The 17,242-nt window shown below is 62.9% G+C and carries 11 protein-coding genes and 2 tRNA genes; 7 read left to right on the top strand and 6 right to left on the bottom strand.

Annotation, left to right across the window (positions count from 1 at the left end):
- Window positions 1-61: 61 nt before the first annotated feature.
- From lon to C2L65_RS08230, 5 genes are all read left to right on the top strand, one after another.
- On the top strand, window positions 62-2,479 hold the full coding sequence (gene lon / locus C2L65_RS08250; protein ID WP_042312268.1) for an endopeptidase La: 2,418 nt from the start codon (window positions 62-64) through the stop codon (window positions 2,477-2,479).
- Window positions 2,480-2,853: 374 nt separating this feature from the next.
- Window positions 2,854-3,126: an HU family DNA-binding protein gene (locus C2L65_RS08245; protein ID WP_007585907.1), complete on the top strand. Its 273-nt coding sequence runs from the start codon at window positions 2,854-2,856 to the stop codon at window positions 3,124-3,126.
- Window positions 3,127-3,196: 70 nt separating this feature from the next.
- Window positions 3,197-3,272 (top strand) — tRNA-Val (locus C2L65_RS08240).
- A 41-nt stretch (window positions 3,273-3,313) separates the two neighbouring features.
- A tRNA-Asp gene (locus C2L65_RS08235) sits at window positions 3,314-3,390 on the top strand.
- Window positions 3,391-3,488: 98 nt separating this feature from the next.
- Window positions 3,489-5,417, top strand: coding sequence for a SurA N-terminal domain-containing protein (locus C2L65_RS08230; RefSeq protein WP_042312270.1), 1,929 nt, complete (start codon window positions 3,489-3,491; stop codon window positions 5,415-5,417).
- A 100-nt stretch (window positions 5,418-5,517) separates the two neighbouring features.
- Here the strand turns inward: C2L65_RS08230 and C2L65_RS08225 are convergent, their stop codons facing one another.
- Window positions 5,518-5,859 carry a hypothetical protein gene (locus C2L65_RS08225; RefSeq protein WP_007585909.1) on the bottom strand — a complete coding sequence of 114 codons (342 nt, stop codon included), beginning with the start codon at window positions 5,857-5,859 and terminating at the stop codon, window positions 5,518-5,520.
- Between the two features lie 141 nt (window positions 5,860-6,000).
- Window positions 6,001-6,729, bottom strand: coding sequence for an arylesterase (locus C2L65_RS08220; protein WP_427910155.1), 729 nt, complete (start codon window positions 6,727-6,729; stop codon window positions 6,001-6,003).
- A gap of 1 nt (window position 6,730) precedes the next feature.
- Between C2L65_RS08220 and C2L65_RS08215 the strand changes: the two genes are divergently transcribed.
- Window positions 6,731-7,417 (top strand): ABC transporter ATP-binding protein, encoded by a 687-nt coding sequence (locus C2L65_RS08215; protein ID WP_042312273.1) that lies wholly within the window; start codon window positions 6,731-6,733, stop codon window positions 7,415-7,417.
- A 75-nt stretch (window positions 7,418-7,492) separates the two neighbouring features.
- Here C2L65_RS08215 and pgi read toward each other — a convergent pair whose 3' ends face one another.
- The 4 genes from pgi to C2L65_RS45425 form a co-directional block, all read right to left on the bottom strand.
- Window positions 7,493-9,115 carry a glucose-6-phosphate isomerase gene (gene pgi / locus C2L65_RS08210; RefSeq protein WP_042312275.1) on the bottom strand — a complete coding sequence of 541 codons (1,623 nt, stop codon included), beginning with the start codon at window positions 9,113-9,115 and terminating at the stop codon, window positions 7,493-7,495.
- A 269-nt stretch (window positions 9,116-9,384) separates the two neighbouring features.
- Window positions 9,385-10,962: a bifunctional ADP-dependent NAD(P)H-hydrate dehydratase/NAD(P)H-hydrate epimerase gene (locus C2L65_RS08205; protein ID WP_042312278.1), complete on the bottom strand. Its 1,578-nt coding sequence runs from the start codon at window positions 10,960-10,962 to the stop codon at window positions 9,385-9,387.
- 107 nt (window positions 10,963-11,069) lie between these two features.
- A complete protein-coding gene (locus C2L65_RS08200; RefSeq protein WP_042312280.1) occupies window positions 11,070-12,371 on the bottom strand; it encodes an FAD-dependent oxidoreductase in 1,302 nt (433 codons plus the stop codon).
- Window positions 12,372-12,481: 110 nt separating this feature from the next.
- Window positions 12,482-12,646, bottom strand: a complete 165-nt coding sequence (locus tag C2L65_RS45425) for a hypothetical protein (protein ID WP_156132355.1) — start codon at window positions 12,644-12,646, stop codon at window positions 12,482-12,484.
- A 172-nt stretch (window positions 12,647-12,818) separates the two neighbouring features.
- Here C2L65_RS45425 and purL point away from each other — a divergent pair, with 172 nt between their 5' ends.
- Window positions 12,819-16,898: a phosphoribosylformylglycinamidine synthase gene (purL, locus tag C2L65_RS08195; protein WP_042312283.1), complete on the top strand. Its 4,080-nt coding sequence runs from the start codon at window positions 12,819-12,821 to the stop codon at window positions 16,896-16,898.
- The last annotated feature ends 344 nt before the right edge of the window (window positions 16,899-17,242 follow it).

Raw genomic sequence — 17,242 nt, 5'->3', positions numbered from 1 at the left:
TGCAATCTTTTTTGGCGGCCTCAACTATCGAACAAACTGATTCCACTCATGGGGAAATGAAATGTCAGGAACCCAACTCCTCCCGCCGGAACGCGTCACACTCCCGCTGCTCCCGCTGCGCGACGTAGTCGTTTTCCCACACATGGTGATCCCGCTCTTCGTGGGTCGCCCGAAGTCGATCAAGGCGTTGGAAGCCGCAATGGAAGGTGGCAAGCACATCATGCTTGTTGCCCAGAAAACGGCGGCCAAAGACGAGCCGACCGAAAAGGACATGTACGAAGTTGGCTGTATCGCCAACATCCTGCAGATGCTCAAGCTGCCCGACGGTACCGTGAAGGTGCTGGTCGAAGGTCTGCAGCGCGCAAAGACGCTGTCGATCGAAGAGCAGGAAACGCAATTCTCGTGCGAAGTGATGCCGCTCGAGCCCGACCACGCTGATAGCGCTGAAACGGAAGCGCTGCGTCGCGCGATCGTGTCGCAGTTCGATCAGTACGTAAAGCTGAACAAGAAGATCCCGCCGGAGATTCTGACGTCGCTTTCGGGTATCGATGAAGCAGGGCGTCTTGCCGATACGATCGCTGCGCATCTGCCGCTCAAGCTCGATCAGAAGCAACAGATCCTCGAAATGTTCCCGGTCATCGAGCGCCTCGAGCATCTGCTCGCGCAACTCGAAGCCGAGATCGACATTCTGCAGGTCGAAAAGCGCATCCGTGGACGCGTCAAGCGTCAGATGGAGAAGAGCCAGCGCGAGTACTACCTGAACGAGCAGGTCAAGGCCATCCAGAAGGAACTGGGCGAAGGCGAAGAGGGTGCGGATCTCGAAGAACTCGAGAAGCGCATCACCGCTGCGCGCATGCCGAAGGAAGCCAAGAAGAAGGCCGACGCTGAGCTGAAGAAGCTCAAGCTGATGTCGCCTATGTCGGCGGAAGCTACCGTCGTGCGCAACTACATCGACACGCTGATCGGCCTGCCGTGGCGCAAGAAGAGCAAGGTCAACAACGACCTCTCGAATGCCGAACGCGTGCTGGACGAAGACCACTTCGGTCTCGAGAAGGTGAAGGAACGCATTCTCGAGTACCTCGCGGTTCAACAGCGCGTGGACAAGGTGAAGGCGCCGATCCTGTGCCTCGTCGGGCCGCCGGGCGTCGGCAAGACGTCGCTGGGCCAGTCGATTGCACGCGCAACGAACCGCAAGTTCGTGCGCATGGCGCTGGGTGGTGTGCGTGACGAAGCCGAGATTCGCGGCCACCGTCGTACGTACATCGGCTCGATGCCGGGCAAGATCCTGCAGAGCCTGACCAAGGTCGGCGTGCGCAATCCGCTCTTCCTGCTCGACGAAGTCGACAAGATGGGCATGGATTTCCGCGGCGATCCGTCGTCGGCGCTGCTCGAAGTGCTCGATCCGGAACAGAACCACACGTTCGCCGACCACTACGTCGAAGTCGACTTCGACCTGTCGGACGTGATGTTCGTGGCGACGTCGAACTCGCTGAACATTCCGCCGCCGCTGCTCGACCGGATGGAAGTAATCCGTCTGTCGGGCTACACGGAAGACGAGAAGGTCAGCATCGCGCAACGTTATCTGCTGCCGAAGCAGAAGAAGAACAACGGCCTGAAGCCTGGCGAGATCGAAGTCACGGAAACCGCCATCCGCGACATCATTCGTTACTACACGCGTGAAGCGGGTGTGCGTTCGCTTGAGCGTGAGATTTCGAAGATCTGCCGCAAGGTAGTGAAGATGCTTCTGCTGAAGAAGGCAGACAAGGCAGTCACCGTCGACGGCAAGAACATCGACACGTTCCTCGGCGTGCGCAAGTACGACTTCGGTCTGGCCGCGAAGGAAAACCAGACTGGCCAGGTCACGGGTCTCGCGTGGACGGAAGTGGGCGGCGATCTGCTGACGATCGAAGCGGCCGTGATGCCGGGCAAGGGCAACGTGATCCGCACGGGTTCGCTCGGCGACGTGATGAAGGAATCCGTCGAAGCCGCGCGCTCGGTAGTGCGTTCGCGTTCGCGCCGTCTTGGTGTCAAGGACGAAGCGTTCGAGAAGCAGGACATTCACATCCACGTGCCGGAAGGCGCGACGCCGAAGGACGGTCCGTCTGCCGGTATCGCGATGACGACGGCGCTGGTGTCGGTGCTCACGGGCATCCCCGTGCGCGCGGATGTCGCGATGACGGGTGAAATCACGCTGCGCGGCGAAGTGCTGCCGATCGGCGGGCTGAAGGAGAAACTGCTGGCAGCGCATCGCGGCGGCATCAAGCTCGTGCTGATCCCGGAAGAAAACGTCAAGGATCTGACGGAGATTCCGGACAACGTGAAGAACGCGATCGAGATCGTGCCAGTCCGCTGGATCGACAAGGTACTGGAACTGGCGCTGGAACATGGCCCGGCTCCGCTGCCGGAGGAAGAGCCGAAGGCGGCTACGCCCGTTAGTGAGTCGAAAGACGCTGGCGCAAGCGATGTCGTAAAGCACTAAGCCAAACGCAAAGTACTGAGCGCCTTAACGGCTCACTCAGTCTTCAGCGAACAAGAACCCGCGGCCTGGTCCGCGGGTTTTTTATTGCTCCCGCAAGGGACGCAAACGTTTAATCAATTGCTTTCGATAAGGCAATTCACCCGCTATCCAGGACGCGCGAAGACACGCGGCAAACTGGTTGTATCCGCATCGATCGCCTTGCAAGACTTTGTCATCGACAGACCCCCGACGAGCCCCTCGAATCAGGCTCAATCCCGCTTGACACAAGGGTTTCGGCCCATTCTAATGAGTGGCCGGCAAATTCTGCCGTGCCGTATATAACCGGGCGCATAAGCGCTTTCATGATTGGCCAACTACATTCTCGGGGGCTTGGAATGAATAAAACGGAATTGATCGATCACATCGCGCAGCAAGCCGACATTTCGAAAGCGGCAGCAGGTCGCGCGTTGGATGCCGTGATCGGTGGCGTCAAAGGCACGTTGAAAAAGGGTGGTTCGGTTACGCTGGTCGGCTTCGGCACGTTCGCCGTTGGCAAGCGCACGGCACGCACGGGTCGCAATCCGCGCACGGGCGCAGCAATCAAGATCAAGGCAGCCAAGGTCCCTAAATTTAGGCCTGGCAAAGCTCTGAAGGATGCGTTAAACTAATGGGCTCGCTGCTTGATGAATATGTCGATGTGAGTCGGCATCAAAAGTCAGGCAGCGGCGATCTCGGAGCGGGTGCTTAGCTCAGTTGGTAGAGCGGCGCCCTTACAAGGCGTAGGTCGGGAGTTCGAGCCTCTCAGCACCCACCAGTTCCAGATCGAAGTGACACGCTGCAGTGTATGCAGCATAAGGAGTGGTAGTTCAGTCGGTTAGAATACCGGCCTGTCACGCCGGGGGTCGCGGGTTCGAGTCCCGTCCACTCCGCCAGTATCCTAGAAAGGCGAACTCCGGTTCGCCTTTTTTATTGCCCGCTGTTGTACTATCGGGCGTTCCGTTTTTGGCATCCGACTTTTGCCTCCTCAAGCATGCTCGATTTCTTTCGCAATCACCAACGTCTGATGATGTTCATGCTCATCCTGGTCATTCTGCCGGGTTTGGGTTTTGTCGGTATCCAAGGGTTCCGAGGCTTCTTTGACGAGAGCGCGAATGTCGCTAGCGTCAACGGACACAAGATCACCCGCGGCGAATATGACAACGCGTGGCGTCAGCAGATGGACCGCGCGCGTCAGATGCTCGGCGCACAGTTCGACCCGAAGATGTTCGACACGCCGGAGCGCCGCAAGGAAATGCTCGACGGGCTGATCCAGCAGCGCGTGCTCGCCGATGAGACGCAACGTCTGCATCTGACGGTCTCTGACGATGCACTGCGTCGCGCGCTGATGGCCGATCCCGTCATCGGCTCGCTGAAGAATCCCGACGGCTCGATCGACCTGAACAAATACAAAGAACTCCTTGCGATGCAGGGCATCACGCCCGATCAATACCAGGAGCAGGTTCGCTACAGCATGGCGATGCAACAGTTGCCCGCAGCCATCACGCAGACCTCGTTCACGCCGAAGACGCTCGCGCAGCATCTGACCGAACTCGCCGAGCAGCAGCGCGAAGTGCAGGGTCTCGCGTTCCGCTCGAAGGAGTACGAGTCGAAGGTGCAGCCGACTGATGCGCAAATTCAGGCGTACTACGATGCACATCGCGACGACTTCGCGACGCCCGCGACGGCCACGATCCAGTATCTCGTGATGTCGCCCGCGACGATCGCGGCATCTGCGAATCCGAGCGACGCAGATCTCAAGAAGTACTACGACGACAACATCGCCCATTACCGCACGGCGGGTGAAGTGCGCGCGAGCCACATCCTGATCTCGGCGCCGAAAGACGCGAGCGCCGCCGACAAGGACAAGGCAAAACAGAAAGCGCAGGAAATCCTCGCGCAGATCAAGGCGCATCCCGACCAGTTCGCGCAACTCGCGCAGCAGGATTCGCAGGACCCGGGTTCGGCGTCGAAGGGCGGCGATCTGGGCTACTTCAGCCCGGGCATGATCGCGGGCGGCAAGGCATTCGACGACGCCGTCTTCAAGATGAAGAAGGACGAGATCAGCGATCTGATCCAGTCGGACTTCGGCTATCACATCGTCAAGGTGACGGACGTGAAGCCGTCGGTGACGAAGCCGTTCGACGAAGTGAAGGATTCGATCGCAAAGGATCTCAAGGCGCAACTCGCCACGAAGGCATTCAGCGACGATTCGGAAGGCTTCACGTCGACCGTCTACGAACAGTCGAAGAGCCTGCAACCGGCCGCGGACAAGTACAAGCTGCAGATCCAGACGGCGACGGTTACGCCGCAGCCGAGCAGCGCGTTGCCGCCGGATAGCCCGCTCAACAACCCGAAATTCCTCGCGGCCGTGTTTGCGAACGATTCGGCGAAGGACCGCAACAACACGCAGGCAATCGACGTCGGCAACAACACGCTGATCGCGGCCCACGTGACTGACTACAAGCCGGCCGCCGTGCCCGCGCTCGCCGCCGTCAAGGATGCCGTGCGTCAGAAGGTGGTCGCGCAGCAGGCCGCCGATCTCGCGCGCAAGGAAGGCGAGGCGAAGCTGGCGGACCTGCAGAAGTCGAAGTCGACGCAGGGTTTCTCGTCCGCGCTGAAGGTGTCGCGCAGCGACGCGCAAGGTGTGCCGCCCGCCGCATTGAGCGCAATTTACAAGGTCGATGCGCAAAAACTGCCGGCGTACGTCGGCGTCGACCTCGGCGCAGACGGCTATGCGATCTATCGCGTGAACGCTGTCGTGCAACCCGCGCCGACCGATGCGCAGCGTCTGGCGTCGGCGCAGCAGCAGATCGCTTCGGTGAATGCACAGGCTGAGGCCGAGTCGTACCTGGATGCAGTGCGCACGCGGTCGAAGGTGAAGATGTACGGTTCGCTCGATAACCCGCAGTCAGGCGAATAAGCCGGTCCAGGGAGCCGCATGCGCGCGGCTTCTTGAGACGCCACAAAAAAAGCCCCGCACGCTGCGGGGCTTTTTGCTTTGCGAGAAGCGTTGGGAAGGATTACAGGCAGGCGCTGATATCGCCCGTTGCGTCGCTGCCGGCGCCGCCCGCGGCGCGGAAGCCGACCCAGGTGCCGGAGCCCTGATAGTTCGGCCGCACGACGGCAGCCGCGCCGTTCGGCGGTTGCTGGCCGGGTACGTAGACGTCCATCGCTGCGTCGTTGGCCAATGTATCTTGCGCGACGACCTGCTGCTGGGTCTTGTCAGCCCACTTCTTTGCAATGCACTGGCCGACGACCTTCGGCGGCTGCTGGCTGGTGCCAACCGATTGCACACCGGCGGGCGGTTGCGCGGCACAAGCGGAAATGGCGACGGCCATAGCGATAATCGGTAAGTATTTCACGTTATCTCCTTCCAGAAATCGCTCACATGGAGCCGGATGTCGAATGCAGACGAACCTGTCTGATCGACCATGGGTGATCACGTTCCCATCATTCGGAAACAAGTTGTTAGCGCGCTGTAACACCTGATGGCGCTTTCACTTTCACTGAGACGAGGTGCGGAGCAGCGGCTTCAGCGCTGACCACACGTTGTCCAGTAGCAGGGGCTGTGCCCGTTGGGTCGGATGAATCTGATCGGACTGGAACATGTCCGGCTTGTCTTCGATTCCAGCAAGGAGAAATGGGACGAGTGGCACGCGCAACTGCTTCGACAATTGGCCGTAGAGCCCGTGGAACTTTTGCGTGTAGTCAGGGCCGTAATTGGGTGGCACGTACATGCCGATGAGCAGGACCTTCGCGTGGCCTTGCTGCGCCTGTTGGATGATCGTGCGGAGATTGTCTTCCGTGGTGTCGAGCGGGACGCCGCGGAGCGCATCGTTGGCGCCGAGTTCCACGATCACGATGGCGGGCTTGAGCCTCTGCATCAAGGCGGGCAAGCGGGCGCGCCCGCCGCTTGTCGTGTCGCCACTGATGCTCGCATTTGCAACGTTATAATCGATTCGCTCACTCGACAAACGCTGACGCATCAGCGAAACCCAGCCGGTGTCGCGAGGCAGGCCGTACTCGGCGGAGAGGCTGTCGCCGAGCACGATGATCGTCGGCTTCGCCTGTTGCGTATTGCTGCCTGTGGGGTTCGCCATGGCAGCGGCCGCGGTGGTGTTACCAGCGGCCTGAGCGGACGCAGAAAAAGTCGCGGCGAACACGATGGGAAAACACGCCGCAGTCAGCGCCGTGAACGACGCAACGGCGCGCACTTTCAACCTACGCTTCACCATGCAAAAGAAAACCGATCCAGTCATCGAAGTACGGGGTTTATGCAAGAAGGTTAAGGATGCGACGGGTGAGCTGACGATCCTCGACAACATCGACCTGTCGATTCAGGCAAGTAGCCGCGTGGCGATCGTCGGCGCGTCGGGTTCCGGCAAGTCTACGCTGCTCGGACTGCTTGCCGGATTGGACAGCGCGACCTCGGGGTCGGTTCGTCTGCTCGGCCGCGAACTGACGGAACTCGATGAAGACGGCCGCGCCGCGCTGCGCAATGGCTCCGTCGGCTTTGTGTTTCAGTCCTTCCAGTTGATGCCGCATCTGACCGCGCTTGAGAACGTCACGCTTCCGCTCGAGCTGCAAGGCGAGTTGTCAGCGCGCGACATACACGCGCGCGCGCGGACGCTGCTGACGCAGGTTGGTCTCGGCGAGCGCATGCGGCATTATCCGAAGCTGCTGTCAGGCGGTGAGCAGCAACGCGTGGCGCTGGCCCGCGCGTTCGCCACGCATCCCGCCATTCTGTTCGCCGACGAGCCGACGGGCAGCCTCGATGCCGCAACGGGCCATGCCGTCATTGATCTGATGTTCGAGATGAACCGGGCGAACGGCGCGACGCTGGTGCTCGTCACGCATGACGTCGAGCTTGCTCGCCGGTGCGATACGACAGTGACGATCGAAGCAGGGCGCCTGATCTGATTGCACGGCGCGAAGTAAAAAAACGGGCCTTCAAGTTGAAGGCCCGTTTGCATTCACGCCGCTGAACGACGGGGATCAGCGCTTCAGTGCCGCGCGTGCCCGCGCGATCAATGCCGACGTCGACGAGTCGTGCTTCTTCTCGTCCAGGCTTGCGCTGGTGATATCCGCTTCGACGACCTTGCCGAGGATCTTGCCCAGTTCGACGCCCCACTGGTCGAACGAGTTGATGTTCCAGACCGTGCCTTGCACCAGCACCTTGTGTTCGTACAGCGCGATCAGCGCGCCGAGTGAACGGGCGGTGAGGGCATCGACGAGCAGCGTGGTAGTGGGACGGTTGCCCGGGAACATGATGTGAGGCACGAGTTCCGCTTTGTTCGGTCCGGCCACTTTTTCGGCTTCTTCACGCGTGCGGCCGAGCATCAGTGCTTCGCTTTGCGCGAAGCAGTTCGCCAGCAGCTTCGGATGATGCGACACAAGCGGATGCTCGGGTGTCAGCACGGCGACAAAGTCGATCGGGACGATGGTCGGCCCCTGGTGCAGCATCTGGAAGAACGCGTGCTGGCCGTTTGTGCCCGGCTCGCCCCACGTGACGGCGGATGTATCGTAGGTGACGAACGAGCCGTCCAGACACGCCTGCTTGCCGTTGCTTTCCATTTCGAGCTGCTGCAGGTACGACGACAGGAAATGCAGTGCTTCCGAATACGGCGCGACCAGATAGCTTTGCGAGCCGAAGAAGTTGCGATACCAGATGCCGATCATGCCCATCAGCACGGGCAGGTTGCGATCGAGCGGCGCGCTGCGGAAATGCTCGTCCATCTCGTTTGCACCGGCGAGCAGTTCGTCGAACTGTTTCGGACCGACGGCGATCATGATCGACAGGCCCACAGCCGACCACAGCGAATAGCGGCCGCCAACCCAGTCCCACATCTCGAACACGTTTTCCTGCGCGATGCCGAACTTGACGACTTCGGCGGGATTCGCCGAGACGCCGACAAAGTGCTTCGCCAGTTCGTTTTGAGGGCAGCCTTTCTCGACGAACCAGTCGCGCAGCGAATTGGCGTTGGTCATCGTTTCGAGCGTCGTGAACGTCTTCGAGACGATGATAGCCAGCGTTTCTTCCGGATCGATCTCGGTCAGCACGCGATACAGGTCCGCGCCGTCGACGTTCGATACGAAGTGCGTGGTGATGTCCGGTGTGGCGAGGTGATGCAGCGCATGCACGACCATCTTCGGCCCGAGGTCCGAACCGCCAATGCCGATGTTCACGACATAGCGAATGCGCTTGCCCGTATAGCCCTTCCATTCGCCGCTGCGGACCTTGTCGGCGAACGCGGCCATCTTGGCGCGCTCGGCCTGTATCTTGCCGTAGAACGGCGCATTCGGATTGCTGGCGCGCAGCGCCGTATGCAGCACCGCGCGGCCTTCCGTCGGATTGACGATGTCGCCCGCGAACATCGCGTCGCGGCGTTTTTCGACGTTGGCTTCACGCGCGAGTTGCACGAGCAGCTTCAGCGTTTCGTCGGTGATGCGGTTCTTCGAGAAGTCGGCTGCGAGACCGCCGCCGGCAAGGGTGAACCGTTCGGCGCGCGTCGGCGCGGGATCGTTCTCGGGTGCAAACCAGTCGCGCAGGCGCGCATCGCGAATCTGTTCGTAGTGTGTTTGCAGCGAGTTCCAGGCGGGGAGCGAGTTGAGAGTCATAACCGTCCGTCTAACGAAGGAAAACGAATGGCCGGCCGCGCATCGGGCGTGCCGGGGGTGATCTGCAGACGCGCGGTTGGCTGAGCGGTACGGTCGCCGGATGCGCGGCGGCGTGTCTCGTGCCCCGTCAGCGGGCGTCTGCGGTTCGCGTCGCGGCCGATGGACGGCCGCACGACGCAGTCAATCAGTATAGCGGGCCAGGATGACAGCCGGGATAGATGGGACACGTCGCCAGATAGCGGGACGGTCCCGGCGGCACGCGCAGGCCGTCAATCCTGCAACGGATAGACGAGCCGGTTCAACAACTTGCGCACCATCGGCGCGAGTTCCCCCGCTGTGAGGCCAGCTGGACCTTTGCCGCGTGTGGTGAGCGCGTCGGCGGCAAAACCGTGCAGAAAGACGCCCGCAAGTGCTGCCTCGTAGCGCGGAAGACCTTGTCCGAGCAGCGCGCCGATCAGGCCGCCGAGCACGTCGCCCGTGCCGCCTGTCGCGAGCGCCGCATTGCCTGTCGGGTTGACGGCAATGCGCCCGTCCGGCGCCGCGATCACCGTGCCTGTGCCTTTCAGCACGATGACGCTCGCGTAACGCGTGGCCAGTGCGCGCGCCGCTTCCAGCCGATCGCGCTGCACGCTCTTTGCGTCGGTGCCGAGCAGGCGCGCCGCTTCGAGCGGATGAGGCGTCAGCACGCACGGATCGTTCGCGGACTCGCCGCGCTGCTTCACGGCGGCGGCGAGATCGGCGTGACCGGCGATGAGGTTTAACGCATCGGCGTCGAGCAGCTTCGGCACGTCGAGCGACAGCACGTCGCGCAGCACGCTGACGGCGCGCTCGCGTTTTCCCATTCCGCAGCCAATCGACAACGCGTCCATTTCCGCGAGCGGCAGGTCGTCGAGCGGATGCAGCATCAGTTCAGGATGGGGCGGGTCGTAGGGCGGGCTGCCCGCGCCGAGAAACGCGACGTGGACCTTGCCCGCGCCCGCGTACAGCGCCGCGCGCGCCGCGAGAATCGGCGCGCCGCACATGCCTGTATCGCCGCCCACGACGGCCATGCTGCCGAACGTGCCTTTGTGCGTCGAGTAATCGCGCGGCGGGAAATGCGGAATGAAGAGGGCCGGCCCGTTGAGCCGGACTTGCGGTTCGAGCGGCCATTCAAGGCCGATGCGGGCGATGGTCACATCGCCCGCAAGGTCGCGTCCCGAGGCCATATAGAGACCCGGCTTCGCGCCAATGAACGTGACGGTGTGCGTCGCGCGAACGGCGTCGCCGCCTTCGACGACGTTACCCGTATCGCCGTCCAGCCCGCTGGGCACGTCGAGCGCGAGCACGCGGCCGCGTGTCTTTGCACGCGCGGACAACCGCCCGGCAATCGACGCGAACACGCCGTCCAGTGGCCGTGCCAGCCCGATTCCGAACATGCCGTCGACAACCCAGCTGTATTCGTCGAACGAGTCCGGCACGGCGATCGAAATCGGCACGCCTGCCGCGCGTGCTTCGGCCAGCGCCCAACGGGCATCGTCGGGCTTCACTTCGACGGGCATGCAGACTTCGACGGTGATACCGGCGCGATGCAGTTCAGCCGCAACGACGAGCGCGTCGCCGCCGTTGTTGCCGGGGCCGGCTACGAGCCATACCGGCTCGTGCCGATTGGTCGTACCGTCAAGTTCGATACGTTCGAGCAGAAAACGCGCGCCCGCGCGTCCTGCGCGGCCCATCAGCGTGTGCGCGGGCAGCGTCGCCTCGGCGTTTTTTTCGAGCGCGCGCAGTTCGGCGACGCTCAGAAGCGGAAACGGCCTGTCATACGGCTTGACGAGAACGTCGTGAAGGAAAGGCAAGGAGGTATCGGTCATGGCAGCGTACGAGAGCAACAGGGTACGCCCATGGTAGTGGCAATGCGCGTGCTGTCGCCAGCACGCGCAATGGCATAGGACGAATGACCGTCCCGTGCCTGAAGGGGTTATCCGTTAAAGCGTTCGGGGCGAAGCGCCGCGATCGTGTCAGGCGGCAATTCCGACGGTGCGCCGGACACCAGGCTCGCAATCAGCTTGCCCGAACCGCATGCGAGGCCCCAGCCGACGGGACCGTGCGCCGCGTTCACGAAGAGCCTCGGATGCAGCGCATTGCCCGTGACGGGCAGGCCGTCCGGCGACAACAGCTTCACGCCTTCCCACGGCAGCGCGGCCGAAATGCGCGCCGAGCCCGGCACCCAGTCGTGCGTCGCCTGGCTGAGCAGCGCGAGCGCTTCCTTCGTCAGCGGCTCCGGCAGCGGCAGCCGGGACTGGCTCGCGCTTTGCAGCACCGCGCCGCCTGCAATGCGCAGCCGATGGTTGCTGCGCGTGATCGTGATGCGCTTGACTGCATCGATCACCGTCGTATGGGGCGCGAACTCCTCACGAGCGATCGGCGCGACGAGATTGTGCAGACGCAGCGGATGCAGCGGCAGATTCAGCCCGAGCTTTTCCAGCAGCGCCAGACTGCCGACACCCGCAGCGACGACCACGGCATCCGCGCTGATTACATCGACTTCGCGCGAGCGCGACGATTCGCCGTTGGCAGGCGCCAGTTCGACGGCCGCCCGCTGGTTGTCAAGGCGGATACCCGTCACTTCGCGGCCGCATTGAAACTGCACGCCACCTTGCGAATCGAGCGTCTGCTTGATCAGCTTCGCGAACAGCGGACAGTTCGCCGTGCCTTCGTCGTCGAACAGCACGCCGCCCGCGAAATGCGGCTCGAGCGGAATCGAATGCTCGATGGTCTGGCATTCCTGCGGGCTGAGCACGTGATGCGGCACCTCGAACTTGCGCAGCAGGTCGAGCGCGGCATGTGTGTGGTCCCAGTCCTGCTGGCTGCGCACCAGATAGAGCTGTCCCTTCGACTGCTCGAATTCCAGATTGAAATGATGTTCGATGTCCGCGAGCGACTGGCGCGCCGATTCGATCAGCGGACGCAGCAGCGAAAACTGCTTCTGGAACGCCTCGGGTTCGGCGAGCGCCGCGAGCGTGCGGACGAAATCGCGCACCTGCCCGTTGAAGCCCGTCTTCTTGATCACGCCGCTTTTGGCTGCCTGGCGGTGCTGCATGAAGGTTGGGCCGAACCACACATCGAGCGGGGTGGGCAGCAAAGTGCCGCCGTGACCGTAAGTGGCGCCTTGCGCGACGGTGGCGTGCCGTTCGACGACGCACACCCGGTGACCGGCCGCACGAAGCTGATAGGCGGTGGCGACGCCGACGATCCCGCCGCCAATGACAATGACATCCATGGTTAATTCGTGTTGCCGGCGGCACGCGTGGGCCAGGCGTATGACGTGACATGCGGCGCAGCGCGACAGCCGATGCTGCACCGATCTGATGAAAGGCCGAATGATATCAGTCAAACGACCCGTTCGGCACGCTGCCGTTCGGCGCGGGAAGGAGCGGCGCGCGCGTTGGACAAGCGGTGATAAGGAACGCGCAATTCGCCTACCACGAACGGCCAGAAACGCATCTCAAAATAGCGCGGCGTATTGCCGGCGAGGCATGCAGCCATCAGGGACATGGCGCCAAAGCGCGCGGAGCGTCATGTGGGGCAGGTCTGCCGGGCCTTCCCGGGTTATAATCCTGGACTTCCTTACGCCTCACGTCGCCTCCACGCGCGACTGTCCGAGCGGTTGCCAAAGCAATCGCGCGCGGCACCCAGCGACGCAACCGATCGACGCAACGTCAAGTCCATGGCTCACTTCTCGTGTTTCCCCGGCGCTTCGGCCCTCTCCGATTTCCGTCAAACCCGCCTGCTCGACACGTTGTCGCGCATCGACGCCAACATCGTCGGCGTGCGCGGCCAGTATCTGCATTTCGTGAACTCGCAGACGCCGCTTGCCGCGGAAGACAGCGCGAAGATCGAAGCGCTGATGCACTACGGCGATCCGTTCGACGCCGGCAAGGAGAAGGGTGCCGCTGAAACCTTCCTCGTCGTGCCGCGCTTTGGCACCGTGTCGCCGTGGGCGAGCAAGGCCACGGACATCGCGCTTCACTGCGGCTTGACGCATGTGCGCCGCATCGAGCGCGGCATCGAGTACACGGTCGTGCTGAAAAGCGGGCTGCTCGGCGGCAAGAAGGCTCTGTCGGACGAGGCGCGTGCCGCCGTCGTCGCGGCGCTGCATGACCGGATGACGGAAAGCGTCGCGCCGTCGCGCGATCACGCGATGCACCTGTTCGACGAACTGCCCGCCAAGGCGCTGCAAACGGTCGCGGTGCTGACAGAGGGCCGCAAGGCGCTGGAGCAGGCGAACACGGAACTGGGCCTGGCGCTCGCCGAGGACGAAATCGACTATCTCGTCGACGCCTTCACGAAGCTCGGCCGCAATCCGACCGACGTCGAACTGATGATGTTCGCGCAGGCCAACAGCGAGCACTGCCGCCACAAGATCTTCAACGCGAGCTGGACGATCGACGGCGAGGCGCAGGACATCTCGCTGTTCAACATGATCCGCAACACCGAAAAGCTCAACCCGCAAGGCACGATCGTCGCGTACTCGGACAACTCGTCGATCATGGTGGGCGGCATGGCCGAGCGCTGGTTCCCGCGCAAGGCAGACGACGCCAGCGAGCCGGGCGAGCGCTATGGCCGTCACACCGAGTTGACGCATACGCTGATGAAGGTGGAGACGCACAACCACCCGACGGCCATCTCGCCATTCCCGGGCGCCGCGACGGGCGCGGGCGGCGAAATCCGCGATGAAGGCGCGACGGGCCGCGGCGCGCGTCCGAAGGCGGGTCTCACGGGCTTCACGGTGTCGAACCTCGATTTGCCCGACGCGCGCGAGCCGTGGGAAAACTCCCGCGACACTACGCAGCCCATCGGCCATCGCAACGCTGCCGACCAGTTCGACACGTACGGCCGCCCGGACCGCATTGCGTCGCCGCTGCAGATCATGATCGACGGGCCGCTCGGTGGCGCCGCGTTCAACAACGAATTCGGCCGTCCGAACCTCGGCGGCTACTTCCGCACGTACGAGCAGAATGTCGCGGGCCGCGTGCGCGGCTATCACAAGCCGATCATGATCGCGGGCGGCCTCGGCAATATCTCCGACCAGCACACGCACAAACACGATCTGCCCGCCGGCTCGCTGCTGATCCAGATCGGTGGCCCCGGTATGCGTATCGGCATGGGCGGCGGCGCGGCGAGCTCGATGGCGACGGGCACGAACACAGCCGAACTCGACTTCGACTCCGTCCAGCGCGGCAACCCGGAAATCGAGCGGCGCGCGCAGGAAGTGATCAACTCGTGCTGGCAGCTGGGCGCGGGCAATCCGATCCTGAGCATCCACGACGTCGGCGCGGGCGGTCTGTCGAATGCATTCCCGGAACTCGTCGACGGCGCGGACAAGGGCGCGCTGTTCGAACTGCGCAAGGTCCAGCTGGAAGAAAGCGGGCTGTCGCCGCGCGAAATCTGGTCGAACGAAGCGCAAGAGCGTTACGTGCTGGCCATTCCGCCGTCGCGCCTCGACGAATTTGCGGCGATCTGCGAGCGCGAGCGTTGCCCGTTCGCGGTGGTCGGCACGGCGACCGAAGCGCGTCAGCTGAAGCTGATCGACGCCGACCTGACGGAAGCGGACGCGCACCAGCCCGTCGACATGCCGATGGAAGTTCTGCTCGGCAAGCCGCCGCGCATGCACCGCGACGTGACGCGCGTATCGACGCCGCTGCAGCCCGTCGACGTCACGCACGTCGCACTGCACGAGGCAGCCGTCAACGTGCTGCGTCATCCGACCGTGGCGAGCAAGTCGTTCCTGATCACGATCGGCGACCGCTCGGTGGGTGGCACGACGGCGCGCGACCAGATGGTCGGCCCGTGGCAGGTGCCTGTCGCCGACTGCGCGATCACGACGGTCGATTACGCGGGCTTCCGCGGTGAAGCCATGACGATGGCCGAGCGCACGCCGCTCGCCGTGATCGACGCGCCCGCGTCGGGGCGCATGGCCGTCGGCGAAGTGGTGACGAATATCGCGGCGGCGCCGATTGCGTCGCTGGACAAACTGAAGCTGTCGGCGAACTGGATGGCGGCATGCGGCAGCCCGGGCGAAGACGCGGCGCTGTACGACACGGTGAAGGCGATCGGCATGGAACTGTGCCCGGCGCTTGGCATCGGCATTCCCGTCGGCAAGGATTCGCTGTCGATGCGCACGAAGTGGGCGGACGGCGATGTCGAGAAGGAAGTGGTCGCGCCTGTTTCGCTGATCATCTCGGCATTTGCGCCCGTCGAAGACGTGCGCCGCCATCTGACGCCGCAGTTGCTGAGCCTGAAGGAAGCGGGCGAAACGGTGCTGATCGCAATCGACCTGGGCCGCGGCAAGCAGCGTCTGGGCGGCAGTATCCTCGCGCAGGTGACGCAGCAGGTCGGCGACACGGTGCCTGACGTCGACGATCCGGAAGACCTGAAGCGCTTCTTCGCGGCGATCCAGGCGCTCAACGCGGATAGCAAGCTGCTCGCGTACCACGACCGCTCGGACGGCGGGCTGTGGGCGACCGTTTGCGAAATGGCGTTCGCGGGCCACGTGGGTGTGTCGCTGAACGTCGACATGCTGACGCTCGACCCCAATCACGAATTCGACTACGGCGACGCGAAGGACTGGGCGAAGCAGACCAGTGGCCGCCGCGAAGACCGCACGATCCGCGCGCTCTTCAACGAAGAACTCGGCGCGGTGGTCCAGGTGCGTGCCGGCGATCGGGACGCGGTGCTTGCGGTACTGCGCGAACATGGCCTGTCGGCGTGCTCGCATGTGGTCGGCAAGCCGAACGAGCGCGACATGGTTGAAATCTACCGCGACGCGAAGAAGATTTTTGACGCGCCGCGCGCCGAACTGCATCGTACGTGGAGCGAAGTGAGCTGGCGTATCTCGCGTCTGCGTGACAACCCCGCGTGCGCCGACGCGGAATTCGATGCGTTGCTCGATGCGTCGGACCCCGGCATCCAGCCGCATCTGTCGTTCGATCCTGTTGAGGATGTCGCTGCGCCGTTCATCGGCAAGGGCGCGCGTCCGCGTGTCGCGATTCTGCGGGAGCAGGGCGTGAACTCGCACCTCGAAACGGCCTACGCGTTCGACCGCGCGGGATTCGATGCGCACGACGTTCACATGAGCGACCTGCTGTCGGGCCGCGCGACGCTTGCTGATTTTGCGGGTGCTGTTGCGTGTGGCGGTTTCTCGTACGGTGACGTGCTGGGCGCGGGTGAGGGCTGGGCGAAGACGATTCGCTTCAACGCGCAGCTTGCCGATATGTTTGCGGCGTTCTTTGGTCGCAATGACACGTTTGCGCTTGGGATCTGCAATGGCTGTCAGATGATGAGCAGTCTCGCTTCGATGATTCCTGGCGCGGATGCGTGGCCCAAGTTCACGCGCAACAAGTCGGAGAAATTCGAAGCGCGCTTCTCGCTGGTCGAAGTGCAGTCGTCGCCGTCGATTTTCTTTGCCGGGATGGAGGGTTCGCGGATTCCTGTTGCCGTTGCGCACGGCGAGGGTTTTGCGGACTTCTCGCAGCAGGGGGATATGGGGCGTGTGGCTGTTGCGATGAAGTATGTCGATCATCGTGGGCAGTCGACTGAGCAGTATCCGTTCAATCCGAATGGGTCGCCGGCTGGTATCACGTCGGTCACTACGCCGGATGGGCGGTTTACTGTGCTGATGCCGCACACTGAACGTGTTCATCGCAATGTGCAGATGAGCTGGCATCCCGACGCCTGGAAGAACAGCGCTACGGATGGCAGCCCGTGGATGCGCGTGTTTCAGAATGCGCGGAAGTGGCTGGGGTGATTTTTTGCCCTGCGCGGGCAGTCGCGGTTTGCGGTTTTTGCTTTTGAGTTGGCTTCCGCGATTTGTCTTTGTGGTTTAGGTGTTGCTAGTTCGGTGTTCTTGGCCTTTTTGCTGGCATCCGCGCTTTGTTAGCGTGCTTCACGCGTCGCCCCTGTGCGGGGCGGCACCTACTTTTCTTTGCCGCCGCAAAGAAAAGTAGGCAAAAGAAAGCGGCTAACACCGCCAGTGCTAGTGTTTGCCTGAGGGCCCCCACAGGGTCTTACGCTTCACACGGCAGCATTTGTGTTCACGCGAGTTGCCAACGCTTCGAATGATCGCCTCACCCGCTTCGAATACCCGTACAT

The organism is Paraburkholderia terrae (genome assembly GCF_002902925.1).
Lineage (GTDB): Bacteria > Pseudomonadota > Gammaproteobacteria > Burkholderiales > Burkholderiaceae > Paraburkholderia > Paraburkholderia terrae.
This window is presented reverse-complemented; position numbering and strand designations above follow the sequence as displayed.